Below are 21,811 nucleotides of genomic sequence, written 5' to 3' on the forward strand. Positions count from 1 at the left end.
CTAAAGACAGGGGCTTCGAGCAAAGGATTGGTTGCAGTGCACGCTGCAACCAGGAGTGCTCCAAATCCCTGTCTATAAAGCAGGCTTATGGCGCGCAGTGAGGCACGCCGGCTCAGGACATGGCGAGGTCGATCGTTGGACAAACGAGCGGAAAGCGTCGAGATCAGGTCCGCAAGCAAGGCTTACGGCGCGGTTCGCGCCCTCGACGACGTGTCCCTCAATGTCGGCGCCGGTGAGTTCGTCTCCCTGCTCGGCCCGTCCGGTTCCGGCAAGACCACGCTGCTCGGCATCCTGGGCGGCTTCATCCTGCCATCCAGCGGCACCATCCTGTTTGGCGGCCGCGACGTCACTTACATGCCGCCGCACAAGCGCGACATCGGCGTCGTATTCCAGAACTACGCGCTGTTCCCGCATATGAGCGTCGGCGAGAACGTCGCCTTCCCCTTGCGCGCGCGCCACCTGCCGAAAGCGAGCTGGCCGAACAAGGTGCGCGCGGCGCTCGCGATGGTCGGCCTTGCCGGCTACGAGGAACGCGGCATCGCGCAGCTCTCCGGCGGCCAGCGCCAGCGCGTGGCGCTGGCACGCGCCATGATCTTCGAGCCGCGTCTGATCCTGATGGACGAGCCGCTATCCGCGCTCGACAAGCAGCTGCGCGAATCCATGCAGATCGAGCTGCGCGCGCTGCACCGGCGCATCGGCGCCACCATCATCTACGTCACCCATGATCAGCGCGAGGCGCTGACCATGAGCGACCGCGTCGCCGTGATGAAGGACGGCCGGCTGATCCAGATCGACGAGCCGGCACGTCTGCACGACCATCCCGCCGATTCCTTCGTCGCAAGCTTCATCGGCGAGGCGACGATGTTGCCCGTCCGCCGCGTCGATGCCTCCAGCGTGGCGCTCGGCAGCGCCCTGTTGCGCAGTGCCCGCGCCATTCCCGACGGCGACGCCCTGATGCTGGCCGTGCACAGCGAGAAGCTGCTGATCGACGACGGCGCGCAGGATGCCGCCTGCAACCGGCTCAGCGGCACCGTCACCGACATCGTCTACCAGGGCGAGAGCCTGCGCATCTTCCTGGCGCTCGAAGGCGGCGTCGCGCTCAGCCTGCGCCAGCCGAGCTACCACCAGGCCTACAGCCGCATCCCGCCGCTCGGCGGCAGCCTCACCGTCACCCTCCACCCCGAGGACACCATCGTCGTGCCCAGGGTGGGGGACTGAATCCAGCCTAGTCCAACCCGAGAGAAGAGACCAAAATGTCGTCCCAAGCCGCGTTCAGCAATTTCAAGGTCCTCACCTTCGACGTCGTCGGCACCTTGATCGATTTCGAGACCGGCGTGCTCTCCGCGGTGCGCAAGATCTCGGGCAAGTCGCCGGCCGAGCTCAGCGACGAGCAGATCTTCGAGCCGTACAAGCGCGGCCGCGACAAACACTACGAGCGCTCCAGCGAGGCGATGTTCCACGTCTATCGCCATCTCGCCAAGGAGCTCGGATTGCCTTCCGACGATGCATCCTGCGACGTCTTCCAGCTCTCGGTGCTGCGCTGGGGGCCGTTCGCGGACTCGGTCGAGGCCCTGAAGCGCCTGCGCACGAAATTCCGCCTCGTGGCGATGACCAATGCGGATCGCGTCGCGCTGTCTTGTTACGCACACGCGCTCGGCAATCCCTTCGACGACACCGTTTGCGCCGACGACACCGGCGTCGCCAAGCCGAACCCGGAATTCTTCGCCTACAACAAGGGTCGCCAATCGGCCTTCGGCTACAAGCAGTCCGACATCCTCCACGTCGCGCAGAGCCAGTACCACGACATCGGGATCGCGCGGAAGCTCGGCTACAAGGTGTGCTGGATCGAGCGCCGCCAGGGCATCGCGGGTTTTGGCGGAACGCCGGCGGTGGAGACGCTGACCAAGCCGGACTTCCATTTCCCGACGCTGAAGGCGCTCGCCGACGCCGCGATCGGCCCGGCGGCGTAGACGGGTGAGCACGGGCATGACACGGGACTGGAGCGCGCTGCCATCGGCCAATTCGCTGTGGGAAGCCACGGCGGAACCGGCGCGCGCGTTTCCGGTGCTGTCGGGCGAGAGCCAGGCGGACGTGGTGGTCATCGGTGCGGGCTATACCGGCCTCTCCGCCGCGCACCACATCGCCAAGAGCGGCCTATCGCCGATCGTGCTCGAGGCCAACCGCCCCGGCTGGGGCGCGAGCGGGCGCAATGGCGGGGTGATCACCGCAAAGTTCCGCCTCTCGTTTCGCGAGATCGACGCCGTGCACGGCCGCGCCATGGCGCGGCGCATGTACGAGATCGCGCATGAATCCACCGACATCGTCGAGGAGCTGGTGTCCGAGTTCGGCATCAGCAGCGCCGCGTTGACGCGCGCCGGCCAGGTCAAGGCCGCGCACAACGAGACGACCTTGCGGGCCGCGATCGACGAAGCCAACTGGATGACGCGCGAGATGGGCGATGTGGAGGTCCGCATCCTCGACAAGCGCGGGGTGCGCGAGGAGACCGGTTCCGACATCTTCGTCGGCGGCGTGCTCAACCCCGGCTCCGGCGGCATTCATCCACTGAACTATCTGCGCGGTCTTGCCGATGGCGTGGCGCGCCGCGGTGTTCCCATCTTCCAGGAATCGCCGGTGCTCAGGCTGATGCGAGAGCAGGGCGGCATCGTCGCGGAGACGCCGCGGGGCGCGGTGCGGGCGAAGCAGGCCATCATCGCCACCAACAGCTACTCGGACCTCACCACCGCCACCGCGCAGATGCAGCGCACGCTGATCCCGTTCCGCAGCGCCATCATTGCGACCGACAAGCTGCCGCGCAATCTCGCCGGAAAATTGATGCCGACGGGGCGCACCTACACCGAGACCAAGCGCATGATGCGCTGGTTCCGCATGGTCGACAATCGCGTGATCTTTGGTGGCCGCGGCGCTTTCGGCAAGCAGGACTCCGAAGCCGCGTTCGACGCCTTGCGCAAGGCGATGGTCGGCATCTTCCCCGATCTCACTGAGGTGCCGCTCGCCTACAAATGGTCGGGCCTCGTCGCCATGACGCTGGACTCGGTGCCGCATATCGGCCGGCTCGACGACCGCACGCTGTTCTCGATGGGCTACAACGGCGCGGGCGTTGCGATGTCGAGCCTGATGGGGCGCTATCTCGCCGCCTTCGTGCGCGGCGAGACGCCGGATGTCGGCCTGCTCGACGCGCGGCGCATGAAGGCGATTCCATTCTATCCGCTGCGCGAGCCCGCCGTGCGCATGGTCGCCGGCTGGTACCAGTTTCTCGATGCGATCGGTCAGTGAGATCACTTTGGCGATGGAGGAGGCGAGGATGACGACGAAACAGAACTCTGCATTGGGCTACGCCCTGTTGGGCGCGATCGCGTTTGGCGGCACGGCGGCGAACGCGGCCGAGCAGATCACCTTCGTCTCGCAGGGCGGTGCCTATCAGGCGGCGCAGACGGTGGCGATCCTCGATCCCTCCGCCAAGAAGCTCGGCATCACCATCAACCAGGATTCCATCCCCGACGCCTGGCCCGCGATCAAGACCCAGGTCGGCAGCGGCAAGCCGATCTGGGATGTCGTGGACACGCCCACCGGCTATTGCCTGCGCGGCGGCGAGCAGGGGCTGATCGAGAAGCTCGACTTCTCGAAGATCCCGAACGCCGCGGCGATGCCGGAGGCCTATCGCAGCCCTTATTCGGTGTCCTACGAGTTCTATTCCAGCGTGCTGGCCTACAGCCAGAAGACCTTCCCGAAGGACGCGCCGAACAGCTGGGTCGATTTCTGGGACGTCAAGAAATTCCCCGGCCGCCGCGCGCTGCGCAACCATCCGATCGCCACGCTCGAAGCGGCGCTGATGGCCGACGGTGTCGCGCCCGACAAGCTCTACCCGCTCGACGTCGATCGCGCCTTCAAGAAGCTGGAGGAGATCAAGCCGCACATCACGGTGTGGTGGACGTCAGGCGCGCAGTCGGCGCAGCTGCTCAACGACGGCGAGGTCGACATGGAGATGGCCTGGAACGGCCGCGTCAGCGCGGTGGCCAAGGAGGGCGCCAAGGTGTCCTTCACCTACAACCAGGGCATCCTTCAGAGCACCTCGCTCTGCATCCTCAAGGGCGCGCCGAATCTCGAGACCGCGGTGAAATTCCTCAACGAGGCCGTCGATCCCGTGCACCAGGCCAATCTGCCGCTGCATATCGACTACGGTCCGGGCAATCCCAAGGCGTTCGAGACCAATGTGATCAAGCCCGAGCGCGCGGCGCAGTTGCCGAGCGAGCCGGCCAACGCGGCCAAGCAGGCGCTGATGTCCTACGCCTGGTGGTCCTCGCCGGCCGGCGAGGCGGCCGAGAAGCGCTGGGCCTCGTTCATGCAGAAGTAGACGAAGAGCGAAGCGAGGCAGCGTTGACGATATCAGTGCCAGATCCCTCCCAAAAGCATCAGCGCCGCGAGCACGGCCTGATGCTGGCATTGGTGTCGCCGGCGCTGCTGGTGATCCTGGCTCTGATCGTGCTGCCGGTCGGCTGGCTCGTCTGGCAGTCGATCTACCATGACGGCTTCACGCTGGAGAACTATCGCCGCGTCTTCACCGAGGACATCTACTGGCGCAGCTTCGCGCTGACCTTCGAGATCAGCCTCGCGGTCACGGGAATCGCGCTGCTGCTCGGCTATCCCGTGGCCTATCTTGCCAACTCTGTCCCGAAAGGGTGGAGCATCCTCATCCTCTCGCTGGTCGTGCTGCCGTTCTGGACCAGCGTGCTGGTCCGCGCCTATGCGTGGCTCGCGCTGCTCCAGCGCACCGGCGTGATCAACCAGTTCCTGCGCTATCTCGATGTGATCTCCGAGCCGCTCGCGCTGGTGCACAACACCTTCGGCACGGTGGTGGCCACCGTGCACATCCTTCTCCCGTTCATGGTGCTGCCGCTCTATGCCACCATGCAGAAGATCCCCGGCGACCTGATGCAGGCCGGCGCCAGCCTGGGGGCGAGCCCGTCGCTCACTTTCGTCCGCGTCTTCCTGCCGCTGTCGCTGCCGGGCGTGCTCGCCGGCTGCACCATGGTGTTCGTGCTCTGCCTCGGCTTCTACATTACGCCGGAGTTGCTCGGCGGCGGCCGCACCGTGATGGTGTCGATGCTGGTGAGTCGCAATGTCGAGCTCTACAACCAGTTCGGCGCGGCGAGCGCCGTCGCGGTGGTGCTGCTCGTCAGCGTGCTCCTGATCTTCCTCATCGTCAGCCGCTTCATTTCGCTCGATCGCATATTGGGGCAGAAATGACGCGATTGTCCCCCGCACGGATGGCCCTCTACGTGATCAGCGCGCTGGTGCTGGTCTACCTGATCCTGCCCGTGCTCATCATCGCGCCGATCTCCTTCTCCAGCGCGCGCTTTCTGACCTTCCCGCCGCCGTCGTTCTCGCTGCGCTGGTACCAGCAATATTTCGCCAATCCCGCCTGGATGCAGGCGACGCGGGTGACGCTGACGGTCGCGCTGCTGACCGTTCTGATCGCGACGCCGCTCGGGGTTGCCGCCGCCTACGCCATCAGCCAGTCCAAGCTGCGCGTCATGCGTCTCATCCACATGATGCTGCTGCTGCCGCTGGTGGTGCCGATCATCATCACCGCGGTCGGCATCTTCTTCGTCTATGCCAAGGTCGGCCTGGTCGCGACCCTGCCGGGCCTCGTGCTCGCCAATGTGATGCTGGGCCTGCCATACGTCATCATTTCGGTGCTCGCGGGCTTGCAGAGCTTCGATCCGGCGCAGGAGATGGTGGCGCGCAGCCTCGGCATGAACCGCCTGCGCAGCTTCTTCGCGGTGACGCTGCCGCAGATCAAGTCCAGCGTGGTGGCCGGCGGCATCTTCGCCTTCATCTCGGCGATGGACGAGACCATCGTTGCGCTGTTCATTTCCGGCGGGCAGTACCAGCCGCTGACCAAGCGCATGTTCACCGCGCTCCGCGACGAGATCGACCCGACCATTGCCGCGATCTCGACGTTGATGACGGCGGCCTCCTTCATGCTGGTGCTGCTGGCGAGCACGCGGGGGAAGCGGAGCGGGTGATTCTTGTTCGTCGTCCTGGCGAAAGCCAGGACCCATTATCCCAGGGAGATGTTGCCGCACGAGCTGGTAACCCCGAGTTTTCGCCAAACTGCGTTCGGTGGTTATGGGTCCTGGCCTTCGCCAGGACGACACGGAATATTTGGCGCTATTCTCGCCGCTTTACCCCTTCGCCCCCAGCCACGCCAAAATCATCTCCACGATCTGCGTCCGACTCCTCGCCAGCATCCTGGGTTCGCTCAGGTCGCGGTCGAACAGGGCGCCGAAGGTGTGGCGGTTGGCGACGCGGAAGAAGCAGTAGGAACTGATGGCCAGGTGCAGGTCGATGGCGTCGACGTCGTCGCGGAAGACGCCCTCGGTGCGGCCGCGCTCGAGGATGCCGTCGAGCGTCGCGATCACGCTGGCGTTGAGCTGGCGCAGTTGCAGGTTCTGCTTCAGGTGCTTGCCGTGGTGGATGTTCTCGATTGAGACGAGGCGGATGAAGTTCGGATTGCGCTCGTCGTGGTCGAAGGTCGCCTCGATCAGCCGGCGCAATCCCTCGCGCGCGTCGCAGCTTTCGATGTCGAGCTGATCCTCCAGCGCGCGGATGCTGCGATAGGCCTCCTCCAGCACCGCGAGGTAGAGCTGCTCCTTGCCGCCGAAATAATAGTAGATCATCCGCTTCGACGTGCGCGTGCGGGCCGCGATCGCATCGACGCGGGCGCCGGAATAGCCCTCCGAGGCGAATTCGGCCATCGCCACTTCGAGGATGTCGCGCTTGGTGCGCTCGGGGTCGTTGGTGCGCTTCGATGGGGGCGGCATGCGCTCGAGCATCACTGTTTCTCTCGCCAGTTTCCACGGATCACCTTGAAGGTGAAGGCAAATTTCACCCGTCCGGGCCTGGATCCAACGCGTATTGCATAAACGTACTAGTTCGTACATTATTCCTCCAAACCAAGGTTGCGGCAACCAGAACCACAAAACGCGCGCGCGGCGGACCGCCTGACGCGAGCCGCACCGGACACATGGGGAGGACTTGCAATGACGTTGACGTCAACCGCATCGCTGCACGCGTCATCCGCAGCGGAGGCAACACCGGGCAAGCTGCCGAAGCGCGCCGCGCTGGTCAGCTTCGTCGGCAGCATGCTCGAATACTACGACTTCTTCATCTACGGCACCGCGGCCGCGCTGATCTTTCCAAAAGTGTTCTTCGCCAATGTCGATCCCTCGACCGGGACGCTGCTCGCGCTCCTCAGCTTCGGCATCGGCTACATCGCGCGCCCCGTCGGCGCCGTCATCCTCGGCCATTTCGGCGACCGCATTGGTCGCAAGACGGTGCTGCTGTTCACACTGGTACTGATGGGTGGCTCGACGCTTGCGATCGGCCTGTTGCCGGATGCCAAGGCGATCGGCAATGCCGCGCCCGTCATCCTGACGCTGCTTCGCCTGTTACAGGGCCTCTCGGCCGCCGGCGAGCAGAGCGGGGCGAACTCGCTGACGCTGGAGCATTCGGCCAACTCCAACCGCGCCTTCTTCACGAGCTGGACCCTGAGCGGCACCCAGGCCGGTGCGATCCTGGCGACGCTGGTATTCATTCCGGTATCGAGCCTGCCGGAGGACCAGCTTCTGAGCTGGGGCTGGCGCGTTCCGTTCCTGCTTTCCGCTCTGGTGCTGCTGGTCGCCTACCTGGTGCGGCGGACCATGCCGGAAACGCCCGTGTTCGAAGACATCAAGGGCAAGGCGCAAGTTGCGCGCTTCCCCGTCGTCGCCCTGCTGCGCGACTACTGGCCCGACGTGCTGCGCGTCATCGTCTGCGCGCTGATCGCGACCGTGAGCACGATGACCGCCGTGTTCCAACTCGGCTATGCCACCAGCAAGTTCGGCGTCGCGCGCCCGACCATGCTGTGGGCCGGCGTGCTCGGCAACGTCACGGCGCTGCTCACCCAGCCGCTCTGGGCCCTGCTCGCCGACAAGATCGGCCGCAAGCCGGTGTTCATCGGCGGCGTGCTCGGCTGCGCGGTGCTGCTGTTCCCGTACTTCATGCTGGTGACGTCAGGCAACACGATCGCGATCTTCGCCGCCGCGATGATCCTGTCCGGCATCGTCTACGCCGCGCCGAACGCGATCTGGCCGTCGTTCTACGCCGAGATGTTCGAGGCGCGCGTGCGCTATTCCGGCACCGCGATCGGCACGCAGCTCGGCTTTCTCGTCGCCGGCTTCACGCCGCTGGTGAGCGCGAGCCTGGTCGGGGAGGGGCAGAACGGCTGGGTCCCCGTCGCGATCTTCGTCGCCTGCTGCTGCGTGATCTCGGCAGCCGCTGCGGCGACGGCGCGCGAAACCCACACCGTCGACATCGCCGATCTCGGCAAGCGGCGCGCTTGAGTGAAGACGAGGCACGCATGCTGACCAGCGCAGTTCAGACCACGAGTGGCCCCGTCGTCGGCACCACGCAGGCCGGTATGCGTGCCTTCAAGGGCGTGCCGTTCGCAACCGCGCCGCGCTTTGCCAAGGCAATGCCGCCGAAAGCGTGGACGGAGCCGCTCCGCTGCACGGGCTACGGTGCTTACGCGCCGCAGCCGGGCCATCTCGATCATGCGGACGAGGCTGCCTGTCTCAGCCTGAACATCTGGACGCGTGCAGAGGCCGATCGGCCGCTGCCGGTGCTGGTCTTCATCCATGGCGGCGCCTTCGTCACCGGCGGCGGCGCCGACTATGACGGCGCATTCCTCGCCGCGCACGGTCCGGCGGTGATCGTCACCATCAACTACCGGCTCGGCCCGCTCGGATTCCTGCAATTGCATCGCCTTGGGCTCGGCGAGGCCAACAACCTCGCGATCTCGGATTCGCTCGCCGCCCTCGACTGGGTGCGCGCCAATATCGCGGATTTCGGCGGCGATCCTGACGCGATCACGCTGTCCGGCCAGTCGGCCGGCGCCTCGATGGTGATCGCGCTCGCAACCCTGCCGCAGGCCAGAGGCAAGTTCATTCGCGCCCTCGCGCTCAGCGCGCCCGGGCGGAACATCATGAGCGCCGATCATGCCGACGACGTTGCACGCCGCGTGCTTGCCGAGCTCGAATTAGCGCACGACCCAACCGCGATTGCCTCTTTGCCACTGCCAAAGCTCTTCGCGGCGGTGGAGCGCGTCAGTCGCAGGCTTGCGGACGAGACCGAACAAGGCACCGTGTTCGGCCCGGTGCTCGATGGAATCGTGATTCCGCGCGAGCCGCGGGACGTCTTCGCCGAAGGAACCTTGCGCGACATTCCGCTCTGGCTCGGCTCCTGCCGCGACGAGATGGTGATGTTCCTGAAGAGCACGCCGCCGGCCGCGATGATCCGCACCACCGAACGACAAGTGCGCGCCGCAGTCGGCGATGCCGGCTGGCAACGTCTGCTGGCGTATTACCGCGCCACAGCGCGCGTCGACGAGGATCCGTACGAGGCGCTGCTGTCCGACGCGTTCTGGCATCGCCCCATGGCAGATCTTGCGCGGCTTCATGCCGCGGCTGGCGGCGCGGTGTGGCTGAGCCGGTTCGACCATCGCCCGGCGCTGGAGCCGTTCCTGTCGCAGGGGCCGACCCACGGTGCCGACAATGCCTGCCTCTGGGCGCACCCGCCGGATTTCATCGACCGCCCGATCCTGAAGCGCAAGGGCGGGCCGATGACGCCCGAGGATATCGAGGTCGCCGCGCGGTTTCAGGCAAGCGTGCTGCGCTTCGTCACATCCGGCGCGCCCGACATCGCGGAAGCCTGGCCGCGGTTCGAGCCGGCCAAGGAGCCGCTCGCAATCTTCGGCCAGCCGTTCCACATTGTGCCTCTCAATGAAGGCGTGCGCTCCCGCCTGTGGGCGGAGCTGTCGGCCCAACGCGGCGCGCCGCAGGCTCCGGCCGCGCGAGCGAAGATCGGTTGATCGCAGCACCTTGGTCATGTAAGCGTTCGTCCAGCGCCGATTTGATCCTCAGCTTGCGGGCGCTTCTAAAAATGCAGCTAAAGAGACCCGCTATCCCTGCATCGTCCCGCATTGGGTGAATCGTCGGCCATCTCGAATGGAGAGGCCAAGTGAAATTTGCTGCCATCGCGGATGTGCACGGAAATCGTCCGGCGCTCGAAGCCGTCCTTGCGGACATTGCTGCGCTCGGCATCAACGAGGTCGTGAACCTGGGCGACCATGTTAGCGGTCCGCTCGAAGCGGCCCGAACGGCTGACCTGCTGATGGAGCGAGGCTTTCCGTCCATCAAGGGCGATCAGGACCGCATTCTCGTGGAGCTGTGGCAGGCCGGCACATCGGCGCGCAGCGATTTCCGAGAGCTCGAACGCAAGCATTTCGAGTGGATGGCAAGCATGCCGTCCACGCTCATGTATAGGGGGCGGGCGTTCCTGTGCCATGGATCGCCAGGGAATGATGCTGCGTTCTGGCTCGACCACATCGCGGGCGACGGCTGCCCGCGTCCGAGCCGGATTGATTCTATTGAGGCCGGCGCCGAGGGGATCGACGCCGAGATCATCCTGTGCGCACACACGCACATTCCGCGCGTGGTGCGTCTGAAGGATGGCCGGCTGGTCGTCAATCCCGGCAGCGTTGGATTGCCCGGTTACGACGGGAAGATGCCCGTTCCCTACGTGGTCGAGGTCGGCACCCCTCATGCGTGTTACGCAATTCTGGAGCATGCCAACAGAGGCTGGTCCGCGACGCTCCGCTACGTGGCCTACGACACCACGGCCATGGCAGCATTGGCGCGGGCCAGGGGAATGCTCACCTGGGCGAGCGCGATTGCAACGGGCTGGGTGCAGCGGGATCACCTGTAATCTGCTTCACACGCGAATGCGCCGAGTAACGCTAGATGAAGTGAGGCCTCGCTTCCGCGCGGCCCGCTTCGGAGCTGGCGATGATTGCTGCACTGGCAAGAGCAATATCCCGCGCGACGGGAACCAATGTCGATGTCGAGACTCTGAAAGTCGTCGTCATATTCTCGGGAGCGGGCCTGCTGCTCTCACTCGTTGCTGCAATGATCTACGGACAGGCTGTCAACGCCGCCTTATTTTAGGCTCCTGCGCGTTCATCGCGCGCCTCGCCGCCTGTCCCGGCTGGTTCAGCGCAGGAACGGCACGGGATGGGCCGCGCGATGGAAGAAGTTGATCAGGGTATTGATGTCGAACACCGGCAGACCCGACACCTCGGCGACGTCCCGCGAGAATGGGCACATGTTGGTGCACTCGAACAGGATCGCGCCGGGATTTTTGCAGGACGCCATGAAGGCTTCCGTCATCTCGATCATCTCGGCGCGCAGCACGTCAGTGTCCAGCTCTTCGCGGCCGAGAATGTAGGTTGCGGGAAACTGCGCATCGGGCTTCATGCCCTGGATTTGAACGAGAATGTCGTCCGGCGACCAGCCGACGCCGCGGAAGTGCCCTTCGTTCATGTGGTGGCCGCGTTCGGTGAAGATGCCGATGACCTTGCCGGGCGGCAGCATGGCGTGGATCAGCGGCGCCTGGATCAGGCTCGAGGTGAAGACCGGGATGTTCACGGCAGCCGCGAGCTGCTTCTGGAACGGCGCGAGGAAGCCGCAACTCGTCGTTATCGCTTTGACGCCGTCGGCTTCCAATTCGCGGGCCGCGGCGATGAACGGCTCGAGCAGGGTCGGATCGGGCTGGTCGCCCATGATCCTTGTGGCGTGCGCGCCGCGCACGATCTTGTAGCGCACCGGGAAGTCGTAGGAGAGCGCGTTGCCGATGTCGCCGCGCGGGCGCGGGAAGCGGGTATCGAGCATCAGAATGCCGATCGTCTCGCCGTAATTCGTGAAGCCGCCGCGGAGTTTCATGGTTCGTCCCACCGATTCGGGATGGTCGTGGCCGGCAGTCTAATGCGTTTCGTGAAACCGGCTGAGGAGGGACTTCCGCCGTTCGCTGCGCGGCTGGCGGATCATCTCCTCTGGCGTACCGATCCCGGCCATGACGCCATCATTCATGAAGCCGACGCGGGCTCCGGTACGGCTTGAGCACCGCGAATCCCCAGACATACATCGCGGATTGGCGCTCAGAACTGCACTTCGCCGGGAATGTCGTCCGCGCCGAGACCTACGGCTTCGAAACCCTTCAACATCCATTCGCGGGTCTGGCCCAGCGAGCGGTTGTAGTCGGCCCAGGCGCTGAGGAAGTCCTTGTAGCGCCGGTCGCTTTCGGCGCGGATGCCCATATTGGTCGGCAGCGTAAGCAGCGGACGTGGCACCGCGAGCTCACCGAGCGTCGGGTTCTTCTTCAAGGTCGCGACCGAAAGCACCGCCAGCGAAATGTTGCAGTCCGCGCGTCCGGTTGCGACGGCGAGGATCGCCTCGTTGCGCTCCTTGAAGCCGAGGATCGTCGCCTTCGGGCAATAGCGGCGCGCGATCGTCTCGTGGGTCGAGCCGATGTCGACGGCGATCTTGACCTCGGGCTTGTTCAGCTCGGCCCAGGTTTGCGGCTTGGCAAAACCCTTCTTGGTGATGACGGTGAAGGAGTGCACCAGGATGGGCGTGGAAAAGTCGATGACCAGCGAGCGCTCCGGTGTCGGGTTCACGGCGAAGGCAAGGTCGATCTTCTCGGCCTGGAGATCCAGGATCTGGTTGCCCCAGGTCGATTCCAACGTCTCGACCTTGGCACCGAGCTTGCCGGCGATGTCGTTCGCCATGTCGATGCAGGCGCCCGACCATTGATTGGTGGTGAGGTCCTTGTGGAAGTAAGGATCCTGGCCGGCGATGACGGCGATCCGCAGCACGCCGCTCTTCTTGATCCGTTCGAGCGTCGAGCCCGGCGCGGTGTCGGCCTTGGCCGAACCGGTTGCGGCGATCGCGGCTCCGGCGAGGGCGACAGTGGTGAGTGCATCCCTGCGATTCATGGCAGTTCTCCTGGGCAGTCGCTTCTGGACATTCGAACCCGGCGTCTGGACTATTTCTGTATTCAGATTAAAATGCAATACGGTATTTTAAACTGGACAGGAAAGACAGGCCCGTGCGCGCTCTCTTCGTCGATGCCAATGACACCCTTGCCGCGGTGACCGAGAAACTGCTGCGCGGGGACAGCCTTCCGGTCGGCATCAACCGCAACCCCGCGATCACTCCCGACGACCTGCCACGCCTTCTTGACGGTGTTGAGATCATGATCGTCGACCATACCGCGGTGCCGACGGCGATTGCCGCGAAATGTCCTGCCCTGAAGCACGTCGTCTTCCTCGGCACCGGCGCGCGCAGCTACATGAATCCGGAGGAGCTGGGCCAGCGCGGCATCTCGGTTCACACCATCAAGGGCTATGGCGACACCGCCGTCGCCGAATGCGCGATCGCCCTGATGTGGGCCTCTGCAAAGAGCTTCGGAGAGATGGATCGCGGCATGCGCGAGGGCAATTGGCTGCGTCGCGATGCGCTGCAGCTCACCGGCAAGACGCTCGGCCTGATCGGCTTCGGCGGCATCGCGGCGGAAGCCGCGCGCATGGCGCTTGGCTGCGGCATGAAGGTGATCGCCTGGAACAGATCGCCGAAGACGCATCCGGGCGTCGAATTCGTCCCGCTGGAGAAGCTCCTTGCGGACAGCCACGTCGTATCGCTGCATCTGCTCCTCAACGACGAGACCAAGGGTTTCCTGTCGCGCGAGCGCATCGGGATGATGCGCCCAGGCAGCATCCTGATCAACACCGCGCGCGGCGCCGTGGTCGACGAGGACGCGATGTGCGATGCGCTGCGCTCGGGCCACATCGCCCATGCCGGCCTCGACGTCTTCACCGTCGAGCCGCTGCCTCCAGGCCATCCGCTGACCAAACTGCCGAACGTGACGCTATCGGCGCATTCGGCGTTCCGCACGCCGGAGGCGAGCGACAACCTGATCGGCGCGGCGCTCGATCATTGCCGCCGCATCATCGCGAATGGGCGGTAGTGCAAACAGCAGGGGCGGGCATGACGCCTGCGCAGGGAGCGGGAAGCCTTTCGATCTTGCGCCTCCTGTTGGCCTGTCCTACGCCACCCGCGAACGACATTTTCGCGAGGCGCCCGAGCGCGTCGCCAAAGCCTGCAGGGAGCTGTCATGACCATTCGTAACACCCGCACCGGGGGCCAGATCCTGATCGATCAGCTCGTCGCCCAAGGCGTCGAGCGCGTCACCTGCGTGCCGGGCGAGAGCTATCTTGCGGCGCTGGACGCGCTGCACGACAGCCCGATCGACGTGATGATCTGCCGCGCGGAGGGCGGCGCCGCGATGATGGCGGAGGCCTATGGCAAGCTCACGGGGCGTCCGGGAGTCTGCTTCGTCACCCGCGGCCCCGGCGCGACCAATGCCAGCCACGGCGTCCACATCGCGATGCAGGATTCGACACCGATGATCCTGTTCGTCGGCCAAGTCGATACCGGCATGCGCGAACGCGAGGCGTTCCAGGAGCTCGACTACAAGGCCGTGTTCGGCACCATGGCGAAATGGGCGGTCGAGATCGATCGCCCCGACCGCATTCCGGAACTGGTCGCGCGCGCCTTCCGCGTCGCGATGCAGGGCCGTCCGGGCCCCGTGGTGATCTCGCTGCCGGAGAACATGCTGACCGAGACCGCCGCCGTCGCCGATGCCATGCGCATCGAGCCGGCGGTGAGCTGGCCCGCGCCCGCGGACATTGAGCGTGTCGGCGCCATGCTCGCGAGCGCCAAGGCGCCGCTCGTCATTCTCGGCGGCTCGCGCTGGACGGATGAGGCGACCAAGAGCATCGCGCGTTTTGCCGAGCGGTTCGACCTGCCGGTGGCGACCTCGTTCCGCCGGGCCTCGCTGATCGACGCCGACCATTCGCATTATGCCGGCGATCTCGGCATCGGGCCGAGCGCGGGCCTGAAGGCGCGCATCGACGGCGCCGATGTCGTTCTGCTCATCGGCGGCCGCATGTCGGAGATGCCGTCCTCGTCCTACACGCTGCTCGACATTCCGACCCCGCAGCAGAAGCTGATCCACGTTCATCCGGGCTCCGAGGAGCTTGGCCGCGTCTATCAGCCGGCGCTCGCGATCCAGGCGACGCCCGCCGCGTTCGCCGCGGCCGTCGAGACGCTGAAGCCCTCCGGGGCGGTTGCCTGGAAGGGCGAGGCGGCCAAGGCGCATGCCGATTACCTCGCCTGGACCGAGAAGGCGCGCGAGCTGCCGGGCACGTTCCAGTACGGCCAGGTCATGACCTGGCTGCGCGACCGGCTGCCGAAGGACGCGATCGTCTGCAACGGCGCCGGCAACTATGCCGGCTGGATCCATCGCCATCACCGCTTCCACAGTTTTGCGTCCCAGCTCGCCCCGACCTCGGGCTCGATGGGGTACGGCGTGCCAGCGGCGGTGCTGGCGAAACGGCAATATCCGGATCGCACTGTCGTCGCCTTTGCCGGCGACGGCTGCTTCCTGATGAACGGGCAGGAGTTTGCGACCGCCGTGCAGTACGACGCGCCGCTGGTCGTCATCGTCGTCGACAATTCGCAATACGGCACCATCCGCATGCACCAGGAGCGCGACTATCCCGGCCGCGTCGTCGGCACCCAGCTCAAGAACCCGGACTTTGCGATGTACGCCAAGGCGTTCGGCGGCCACGGCGAGCGCGTCGAGCGCACCGAGGAGTTCGCGCCGGCGTTCGAGCGCGCGCTGGCTTCGGGCAAGCCGTCGATCCTCCACTGCATCATCGATCCGCGCGCGATCTCGGTCGGCAAGGATTTTGTGCCGTCGGTGAAGGCGTAAGCGATGCCCGAAGGCCGCCACGTCGCCATCATCGGAGCCGGCGCGGTCGGTGTGATCAGCGCCATCGAGGCGCTGCGCGAGGGCCATCGCGTCACGCTGATCGATCCCGGCGAGCCCGGTGGCGAACAGGCGGCGAGCTACGGCAACGCCGGCTGGCTCTCCTCGCATTCGGTGATTCCGCCGGCCGAACCTGGCATCTGGAAGAAGGTGCCGGGCTATCTGATGGACCCCCTCGGCCCGCTCGCGATCCGCTGGTCGTATTTGCCGAAGGCGCTGCCCTGGCTGATCAAGTACCTGCTCTCGGGCTGGACCGAGGCGCGCGTGGAAAAGACCGCGTTTGCGCTCCGCGACCTGCTGAAGGACGCGCCGCTGCTGCATCGAAAGCTCGCGGAAGAGGCCGGCGTCCCGGAGCTGATCGAACGCAACGGCGTGATGCATGCCTTTCCCTCGCGCGGCAATTTCGACAACGATCTCGGCTGGCGCCTGCGCAAGAAGGTCGGGGTCGCGTGGCTGGAGCTCAATGCCGACGAGATGCGTCAGCGCGAGCCGGACCTGCATCCGCGCTACAGCTTTGGCGTGGTGGTGGAAGAAGCCGGCCGCTGCCGCGATCCCGGCGCTTACGTTGCGGCACTGGCCAATCACGCGCTGGCCAGCGGCGCCAAGCTCGTGCGCGCCAAGGCGACAGGGCTGAAGCTTTCCGGCAACAAGCTCGTCGCTGTCGTCACCGAGACCGGCGAGATCGCTTGCGATGCCGCGGTGGTCGCCGCGGGGGCACGGTCCAAGCAGCTCACCGCATCGGTTGGCGATCCCCTGCCGCTCGAGACCGAGCGCGGCTATCACGTCATGATCGAGAACCCGGAAACGGGTCCGCGCAGCTCGATCATGGCGTCCGACGCCAAGATGGTCGTGAACTGGACCAACAAGGGCCTGCGCGCCGCCGGCACCGTCGAGATCGCCGGTCTCGAGGCCGCGCCGAACTGGAAGCGCGCCGAGATCTTGCGCGACCATCTCTTCAGCATGTTCCCGAAACTTCCGAGGGACATTCCGGCCTCGCGCATCAAGACCTGGTTCGGTCATCGTCCCAGCATGCCGGACGGACTACCCTGCATCGGCCACGCGCGCGCCTCGCGCGACATCGTCTATGCCTTCGGCCATGGCCATGTCGGCCTGGTCGGCTCGGCCCGCACCGGGCGTCTCGTCGCCCAGCTTCTGAGCGGCAAGCAGCCCGAGATTCCGCTCGCGCCGTTTTCGCCCACTCGCTTCCTCTGAGGTCGCGCCATGACCACTCCTGCCAACTCATCCTCCCGCATCGCCCGTGGCGGCAAGGCCATCTATGGCGCGCCGCTCGGTATCCTGATGCTGGAAGCGCGCTTTCCGCGCATTCCCGGCGACATGGGCAACGGCACGACCTGGCCGTTCCCCGTGCTCTATCGCGTGGTGAACGGCGCCTCGCCGGAGAAGGTGGTGCTGAAGGGTGCGGCCGGCCTGCTGCCTGATTTCATCGACGCGGCCAAGGACCTGGTGCGGCTTGGTGCGGAGGCCATCACCACCAATTGCGGCTTCCTCTCGCTGTTCCAGAAGGAGATCGCGGCGGCCGTCGGCGTGCCGGTTGCGACCTCGTCGCTGATGCAGGTGCCGTGGGTGCAGGCGACCTTGCCGCCCGGCAAGCGCGTCGGCCTCGTCACGGTGTCGGGCTCGACGTTGACGCCGGCGCATCTCGAAGGTGCCGGCGTGCCGCTCGACACGCCGCTGGTCGGCACCGAGAACGGCAAGGAATTTTTCCGCGTCCTGATCAAGGCCGAGAAGGACGACATGGACGTCGGCTTGGCCGAGCGCGACGTGGTCGAGGCGGGCAAGCTGCTGGTCGCAAAGAACCCCGACGTCGGCGCAATCGTGCTCGAATGCACCAACATGCCGCCTTATGCGGCGGCGTTGCAGGCCGAGGTCGGGCTGCCGGTCTATGATATCTATTCCATGATCACCTGGTTTCATGCTGGACTGCGCCCGCGCGTCTTCGCCTGATTCCGGGTGTCGTAAAGCTCTGAACAAACGCTGCTACGCTGTCCTTTGCATTGCAATCGTCTTCACAGCCCCGGTATATTGGGCTGTGTTCGGGCATGAATGCAGCTTATGAAAAGCAACGTGGAACTGGCTTCCGATAGCATCGTCGATCGCGTCTATGAGCAGCTCAAGGCGATGGCCGTGAGCTACGAGTTCAAGCCGGGCGAACGGCTCAACGAAGGCGAGCTGGCAAAACGCCTCGGCGTCAGCCGCACGCCGCTGCGCGAGGCGCTCAACCGTCTCAACACCGAAGGTTTCCTGCGCTTCACGCCGGGCAAGGGCTTCTTCTGCCGCGAGCTCGACGCACACGAGATCTTCGATCTCTACGAGCTGCGCAAGTCGATCGAGGTCGCTTCGGTGCGTCTCGCCATCAAGCGCGCCAAGGACGAGGATATCGACGCGCTCTTGAAATTTCTCGAGGCAACCGGTCCCGATCCCGGCGAGCGCTCCTCCGTGGAGTTGGTCGAGCTGGATGAGACCTTTCACGAACGGCTGATGGCGATGTCGAACAACGCCGAGATGCTGCGCGTGCTGCGCAACGTCAACGCCCGCATCCGCTTCGTGCGCTGGATCGACATGGACCGCGTCAACCGCTCCAACACGCAAGCCGAGCACCGCGCCGTCGTCGAAGGGTTGAAGGCGCGCAATGAGGAGGCCTGCGTCTCCGTGCTGGAGAAGCACATCGACCGCCGCCTCGACCGCATCACGTCCGCGATCAAGGAAGGCTACGCGCAGATTTACATGCCGGCCGCGAGGTCGGCGGCGAATTGAGCAGCAAGCCTCGATGATGGTGCCCTCCCTTCTCCCCTTGTGGGAGAAGGTGGCGCGAAGCGCCGGATGAGGGGTATCTCTCCGGGAATTACAAACGCGCATGAGTGCGCGGAGACAAACCCCTCACCCAAGTGAGCTCGCGTCAACCTGCGGTGATGCCCTCTCCCACAGGGGGAGAGGGCGCAGCAATGCGCATCGCGCTCGTATTAGATTCATCCGAAAGAGCGTCAGCTATACAATCCGTCGATACCAGGTCGTGCCAGACGGTCAGAGCTTTCGCGCGCGAACATCGCTAGCGTTCATCCGAGACTCACGGAGACAAGCGGTGCACAGCCCTCAACCTCATCTCGAAACGCGGACCAGTGACGATTGGCCGTCCGAGCTCTATCGCGTCCTGAAGGCCGCCAACGTCAGGCAGATGTCATACGTCCCGGATGCCGGCCACAGCCAGCTCATCCGCATGTTCTCGGCCGACCGCGATGTCACCACCAACGTGCTGACGACGGAAGAGGAGGGCGTCGCGATTGCCGCCGGCGCCTGGCTCGGCGGCCAGCGCAGCGTGCTGCTGATGCAGTCGAGCGGGGTCGGCAATTGCATCAACATGCTGTCGCTGTCGGCGATCGGCCGCTTTCCACTGCTGATGCTGGTGACGATGCGCGGCGAATGGGCCGAGTTCAATCCCTGGCAGGTGCCGATGAGCCGGGCCACGCAGCCCTCGCTGGAGGCGATCGGGCTGAAGGTGATGCGCGCGGAGACGCCGGAGGATCTGGTCGAGACGGTCGAATCGGCGGCATCGCTTGCCTACGATTGCGATCAGCAAATCGCAGTGCTGATCGGGCAGCGCCTGATCGGCAAGAAGAAGTGGTGATGTCAATGCAAGCTCAACTCGATCGCCGTGCCGCTGTCGCTGCGCTTCTCAGGAATCGCAAGGACACGCTGGTCGTCGCCGGCCTTGGCTCCCCGACCTATGATCTTCATTCCGTCGGCGACCACGATGGCAATTTTTATCTCTGGGGGGCGATGGGCGGCGCCGCGCTGATCGGGCTTGGACTGGCGCAGGCGCAGCCCGGAAAGCGCGTTCTCGCTTTGACCGGCGACGGCGAGCAATTGATGGGCCTCGGCGGTCTCGCCACCATTGGCGTCGCGCGCCCGCGCAATCTCGACATCGTCGTGATCGACAACCAGCATTTCGGCGAGACTGGGATGCAGGCGAGCCACACCGGGCGCGGCGTCGATCTCACGTCCATCGCCATGGCCTGCGGCTTTGCCGCGACCGGAACCGCGGACGATTGCCGAGGTGGAACGTCTCGCGGCGCAGATCGCCTCCCCGGGCGAGGGGCCGCGACTCTTCGTCATCAAGGTTCTGGCGGAAAATCCGCCGCGCTCGCTGCCCTCGCGCGATGCCGTCTTTATCAAGAACCGGTTCCGTGCTCATCTTGGATTTGCGGCGGCCTGAGCCGGGTATCTCACCCGGCGATAGCCTGCTGCCTAAGCAGCTACTCTGGAGTGAGACCATGAAACTATCCGGCAAGGTCGCCGCCATCACCGGCGCGGCACGCGGCATCGGCAAGGCCTGCGCGAAGAGATTCCTCGACGACGGCGTCAAGGTCGTCATCTCGGACGTCGATGCCGAGGGACTTGCCGCGACGGCGGTTGAATTGGGACGGCCGGATGCCTTGCGCACAGTCGTCGGCAACGTCGGCAAGCGCGCCGACGTCGACCAGCTCGTTGCGACCGCCGTGAAGGAGTTCGGCCGGCTCGACATCATGGTCAACAATGCCGGCGTCGCCCGCAACCGGGACATCCTCGAGATCTCCGAGGAGGAATTCGACGAAATCATCGGCATCAATCTGAAAGGCGCCTTCTTCGGCGTGCAGGCGGCTGCAAGGCAGATGATCGCGCAGGGCGGCGGCGGGGTCATCATCAACATGTCCTCGGTGAACGCGCTGCTGGCGATCCCTGCGCTTGCGACCTACGCGATGTCGAAGGGCGGCATGAAGCAGCTGACCTCGGTCGCGGCCGTCGCGCTCGCCCCGCACAACATTCGTGTCGTCGCGGTCGGGCCGGGCACGATCCTGACCGACATGGTGGCATCCGCGATCTACACGTCCGAGGATGCGCGCAAGACCGTGCTGTCGCGTACACCGATCGGCCGCGGCGGCGAGCCGAGCGAAGTGGCCTCTGTTGTTGCGTTCCTGGCGAGCGACGATGCGTCCTACATCACGGGGCAGACGATCTATCCCGATGGCGGCCGGTTGATCCTGAACTACACGGTGCCGGTGAAGGAGAAGTAGGGCTCTGAAGGTCGTCCCACACTCGCTGTCATCGCCCGGCTTGTCCGGGCGATCCAGTACGCCGTGACAGCAGTGATGGAGCCGATGGGCTGCGGCGTACTGGATGCCCCGCCTTCGCGGGGCATGACAGCCGTTGTAAGGCGGGCAGTTTGCCTCTCACTCCGCCGCAACCGTCATCCCGTGGCCGAGCCGCTTCGAAATCCCGCCGGCGCAGTCGCGCAAGGCATGCGCGATCGGGCTGTCCCAGCGGGCATCGAACGTGCCTTCCGGCCCCATCGCGGTGATGACCAGCGCGACATGGCCGGCGTGATCGAACACTGGTGCCGAGAACGCATTGACGCCGGGCAGGGGATCGCCCAGCGCGCGGGCGAGGCCGTGCTTGCGGACCTCAGTGAGCATGTCGGCGACCTTCGCGCCTTTCACCGCCCGCTTCGGATTGTAACCGACGCCGTGACGGTCGAGGCCGCTTTCGAGCGCGGCATTGACGGTCTTCTCCGGCAGGAAGGCCGCAAAGGCGCGGCCGGTTGCGGTCTCCAGCAGCGCCATCACCGAGCCGGCCCGCATCACGATGTGCACGGGCTGACCCGGCTCTTCGAGCTGCACCACGGTCGGACCATGCGTGCCCCAGACGGCCAGCGAGACCGCATGGCCGATCTGGCTCGCAAGCGCCGCGATCTTTGGTCCGGCGATCCGCACGCCGGACAGGCGGCGCAGGCTGATGAGGCCGAGCTCCAGCGCCAGCGCGCCGATCTCGTAGCGGCCGGTGGTCTCGTCCTGCTCGATCAGCCCGATGCGCGAGAAACTGGCGAGATAGGGATGCGCCTTGGCCGGCGTCATGCCGGCCTCGCGTGCGAGATCGCGCAGCATCATCGGCTCGCCGCTGCGGGCGAGGGCGCGGAGCAGTTCTCCGCCGACCTCGATCGACTGGATGCCGCGGCTTTCTCTCTTCATGC

General features: G+C 65.5%; 21 protein-coding genes, 1 pseudogene and 1 riboswitch. Of the genes and pseudogenes, 18 read left to right on the forward strand and 4 right to left on the reverse strand.

Features of this window, described 5'->3' with window-relative positions; translation table 11 throughout:
* Positions 1-135: 135 nt before the first annotated feature.
* The 6 genes from AB5K84_RS11765 to AB5K84_RS11790 all read left to right on the forward strand — a co-directional run bounded on the left by AB5K84_RS11765 (position 136) and on the right by AB5K84_RS11790 (position 6,047).
* Positions 136-1,218, forward strand: coding sequence for an ABC transporter ATP-binding protein (locus tag AB5K84_RS11765; RefSeq protein WP_038965672.1), 1,083 nt, complete (start codon positions 136-138; stop codon positions 1,216-1,218).
* A 35-nt stretch (positions 1,219-1,253) separates the two neighbouring features.
* The gene (locus tag AB5K84_RS11770) at positions 1,254-1,970 is read left to right on the forward strand and encodes an HAD family hydrolase (RefSeq protein WP_011089566.1); all 717 of its coding nucleotides are present in this window, start codon (positions 1,254-1,256) and stop codon (positions 1,968-1,970) included.
* 16 nt (positions 1,971-1,986) lie between these two features.
* A complete protein-coding gene (locus AB5K84_RS11775; RefSeq protein WP_038965673.1) occupies positions 1,987-3,294 on the forward strand; it encodes an NAD(P)/FAD-dependent oxidoreductase in 1,308 nt (435 codons plus the stop codon).
* A gap of 28 nt (positions 3,295-3,322) precedes the next feature.
* On the forward strand, positions 3,323-4,372 hold the full coding sequence (locus AB5K84_RS11780) for an ABC transporter substrate-binding protein (protein ID WP_178372667.1): 1,050 nt from the start codon (positions 3,323-3,325) through the stop codon (positions 4,370-4,372).
* Between the two features lie 80 nt (positions 4,373-4,452).
* A complete protein-coding gene (locus AB5K84_RS11785; RefSeq protein ID WP_038965674.1) occupies positions 4,453-5,265 on the forward strand; it encodes an ABC transporter permease in 813 nt (270 codons plus the stop codon).
* Complete coding sequence (locus AB5K84_RS11790; RefSeq protein ID WP_011089562.1) at positions 5,262-6,047, forward strand: ABC transporter permease; 786 nt, start codon at positions 5,262-5,264, stop codon at positions 6,045-6,047. Before AB5K84_RS11785 ends, AB5K84_RS11790 begins: the two co-directional genes overlap by 4 nt.
* A 159-nt stretch (positions 6,048-6,206) precedes the next feature.
* Here the strand turns inward: AB5K84_RS11790 and AB5K84_RS11795 are convergent, their stop codons facing one another.
* Positions 6,207-6,857 (reverse strand): TetR/AcrR family transcriptional regulator, encoded by a 651-nt coding sequence (locus tag AB5K84_RS11795; RefSeq protein ID WP_028174499.1) that lies wholly within the window; start codon positions 6,855-6,857, stop codon positions 6,207-6,209.
* Positions 6,858-7,064: 207 nt separating this feature from the next.
* Here AB5K84_RS11795 and AB5K84_RS11800 point away from each other — a divergent pair, with 207 nt between their 5' ends.
* From AB5K84_RS11800 to AB5K84_RS11815, 4 genes are all read left to right on the forward strand, one after another.
* Positions 7,065-8,405, forward strand: coding sequence for an MFS transporter (locus AB5K84_RS11800; protein WP_011089560.1), 1,341 nt, complete (start codon positions 7,065-7,067; stop codon positions 8,403-8,405).
* Positions 8,406-8,422: 17 nt separating this feature from the next.
* Positions 8,423-9,931, forward strand: a complete 1,509-nt coding sequence (locus tag AB5K84_RS11805; RefSeq protein WP_011089559.1) for a carboxylesterase/lipase family protein — start codon at positions 8,423-8,425, stop codon at positions 9,929-9,931.
* A gap of 23 nt (positions 9,932-9,954) precedes the next feature.
* Positions 9,955-10,033: riboswitch (SAM riboswitch) on the forward strand.
* A gap of 47 nt (positions 10,034-10,080) precedes the next feature.
* Positions 10,081-10,827 carry a metallophosphoesterase family protein gene (locus tag AB5K84_RS11810; RefSeq protein ID WP_011089558.1) on the forward strand — a complete coding sequence of 249 codons (747 nt, stop codon included), beginning with the start codon at positions 10,081-10,083 and terminating at the stop codon, positions 10,825-10,827.
* An 80-nt stretch (positions 10,828-10,907) separates the two neighbouring features.
* Entirely contained in the window at positions 10,908-11,066 is a 159-nt protein-coding gene (locus AB5K84_RS11815; protein WP_165448172.1) for a hypothetical protein, read from the forward strand.
* Between the two features lie 45 nt (positions 11,067-11,111).
* Here the strand turns inward: AB5K84_RS11815 and AB5K84_RS11820 are convergent, their stop codons facing one another.
* Positions 11,112-11,840: an aspartate/glutamate racemase family protein gene (locus AB5K84_RS11820; RefSeq protein ID WP_038965675.1), complete on the reverse strand. Its 729-nt coding sequence runs from the start codon at positions 11,838-11,840 to the stop codon at positions 11,112-11,114.
* 215 nt (positions 11,841-12,055) lie between these two features.
* Positions 12,056-12,892 carry a transporter substrate-binding domain-containing protein gene (locus tag AB5K84_RS11825; protein WP_011089555.1) on the reverse strand — a complete coding sequence of 279 codons (837 nt, stop codon included), beginning with the start codon at positions 12,890-12,892 and terminating at the stop codon, positions 12,056-12,058.
* 113 nt (positions 12,893-13,005) lie between these two features.
* Here AB5K84_RS11825 and AB5K84_RS11830 point away from each other — a divergent pair, with 113 nt between their 5' ends.
* The 8 genes and pseudogenes from AB5K84_RS11830 to AB5K84_RS11865 all read left to right on the forward strand — a co-directional run bounded on the left by AB5K84_RS11830 (position 13,006) and on the right by AB5K84_RS11865 (position 20,858).
* On the forward strand, positions 13,006-13,923 hold the full coding sequence (locus AB5K84_RS11830) for an NAD(P)-dependent oxidoreductase (protein ID WP_011089553.1): 918 nt from the start codon (positions 13,006-13,008) through the stop codon (positions 13,921-13,923).
* 147 nt (positions 13,924-14,070) lie between these two features.
* A complete protein-coding gene (locus tag AB5K84_RS11835) occupies positions 14,071-15,732 on the forward strand; it encodes a thiamine pyrophosphate-binding protein (protein WP_011089552.1) in 1,662 nt (553 codons plus the stop codon).
* Positions 15,733-15,735: 3 nt separating this feature from the next.
* Positions 15,736-17,001, forward strand: coding sequence for an NAD(P)/FAD-dependent oxidoreductase (locus AB5K84_RS11840; protein ID WP_011089551.1), 1,266 nt, complete (start codon positions 15,736-15,738; stop codon positions 16,999-17,001).
* A 9-nt stretch (positions 17,002-17,010) separates the two neighbouring features.
* Positions 17,011-17,754 (forward strand): aspartate/glutamate racemase family protein, encoded by a 744-nt coding sequence (locus AB5K84_RS11845; RefSeq protein ID WP_011089550.1) that lies wholly within the window; start codon positions 17,011-17,013, stop codon positions 17,752-17,754.
* A 120-nt stretch (positions 17,755-17,874) separates the two neighbouring features.
* Positions 17,875-18,564: a GntR family transcriptional regulator gene (locus AB5K84_RS11850; RefSeq protein WP_231166568.1), complete on the forward strand. Its 690-nt coding sequence runs from the start codon at positions 17,875-17,877 to the stop codon at positions 18,562-18,564.
* A 325-nt stretch (positions 18,565-18,889) separates the two neighbouring features.
* Positions 18,890-19,432, forward strand: coding sequence for a thiamine pyrophosphate-binding protein (locus tag AB5K84_RS11855; protein WP_038965676.1), 543 nt, complete (start codon positions 18,890-18,892; stop codon positions 19,430-19,432).
* Positions 19,432-20,020, forward strand: a pseudogene (locus tag AB5K84_RS11860) (thiamine pyrophosphate-dependent enzyme). Before AB5K84_RS11855 ends, AB5K84_RS11860 begins: the two are co-directional and overlap by 1 nt.
* Positions 20,021-20,078: 58 nt before the next feature.
* Complete coding sequence (locus AB5K84_RS11865) at positions 20,079-20,858, forward strand: SDR family NAD(P)-dependent oxidoreductase (protein WP_011089546.1); 780 nt, start codon at positions 20,079-20,081, stop codon at positions 20,856-20,858.
* Between the two features lie 156 nt (positions 20,859-21,014).
* Here the strand turns inward: AB5K84_RS11865 and AB5K84_RS11870 are convergent, their stop codons facing one another.
* Positions 21,015-21,809 carry an IclR family transcriptional regulator gene (locus AB5K84_RS11870; protein WP_011089545.1) on the reverse strand — a complete coding sequence of 265 codons (795 nt, stop codon included), beginning with the start codon at positions 21,807-21,809 and terminating at the stop codon, positions 21,015-21,017.
* Between the last annotated feature and the right edge of the window lie 2 nt (positions 21,810-21,811).

Source organism: Bradyrhizobium sp. 1200_D9_N1_1, from assembly GCF_052075915.1.
Lineage (GTDB): Bacteria > Pseudomonadota > Alphaproteobacteria > Rhizobiales > Xanthobacteraceae > Bradyrhizobium > Bradyrhizobium diazoefficiens.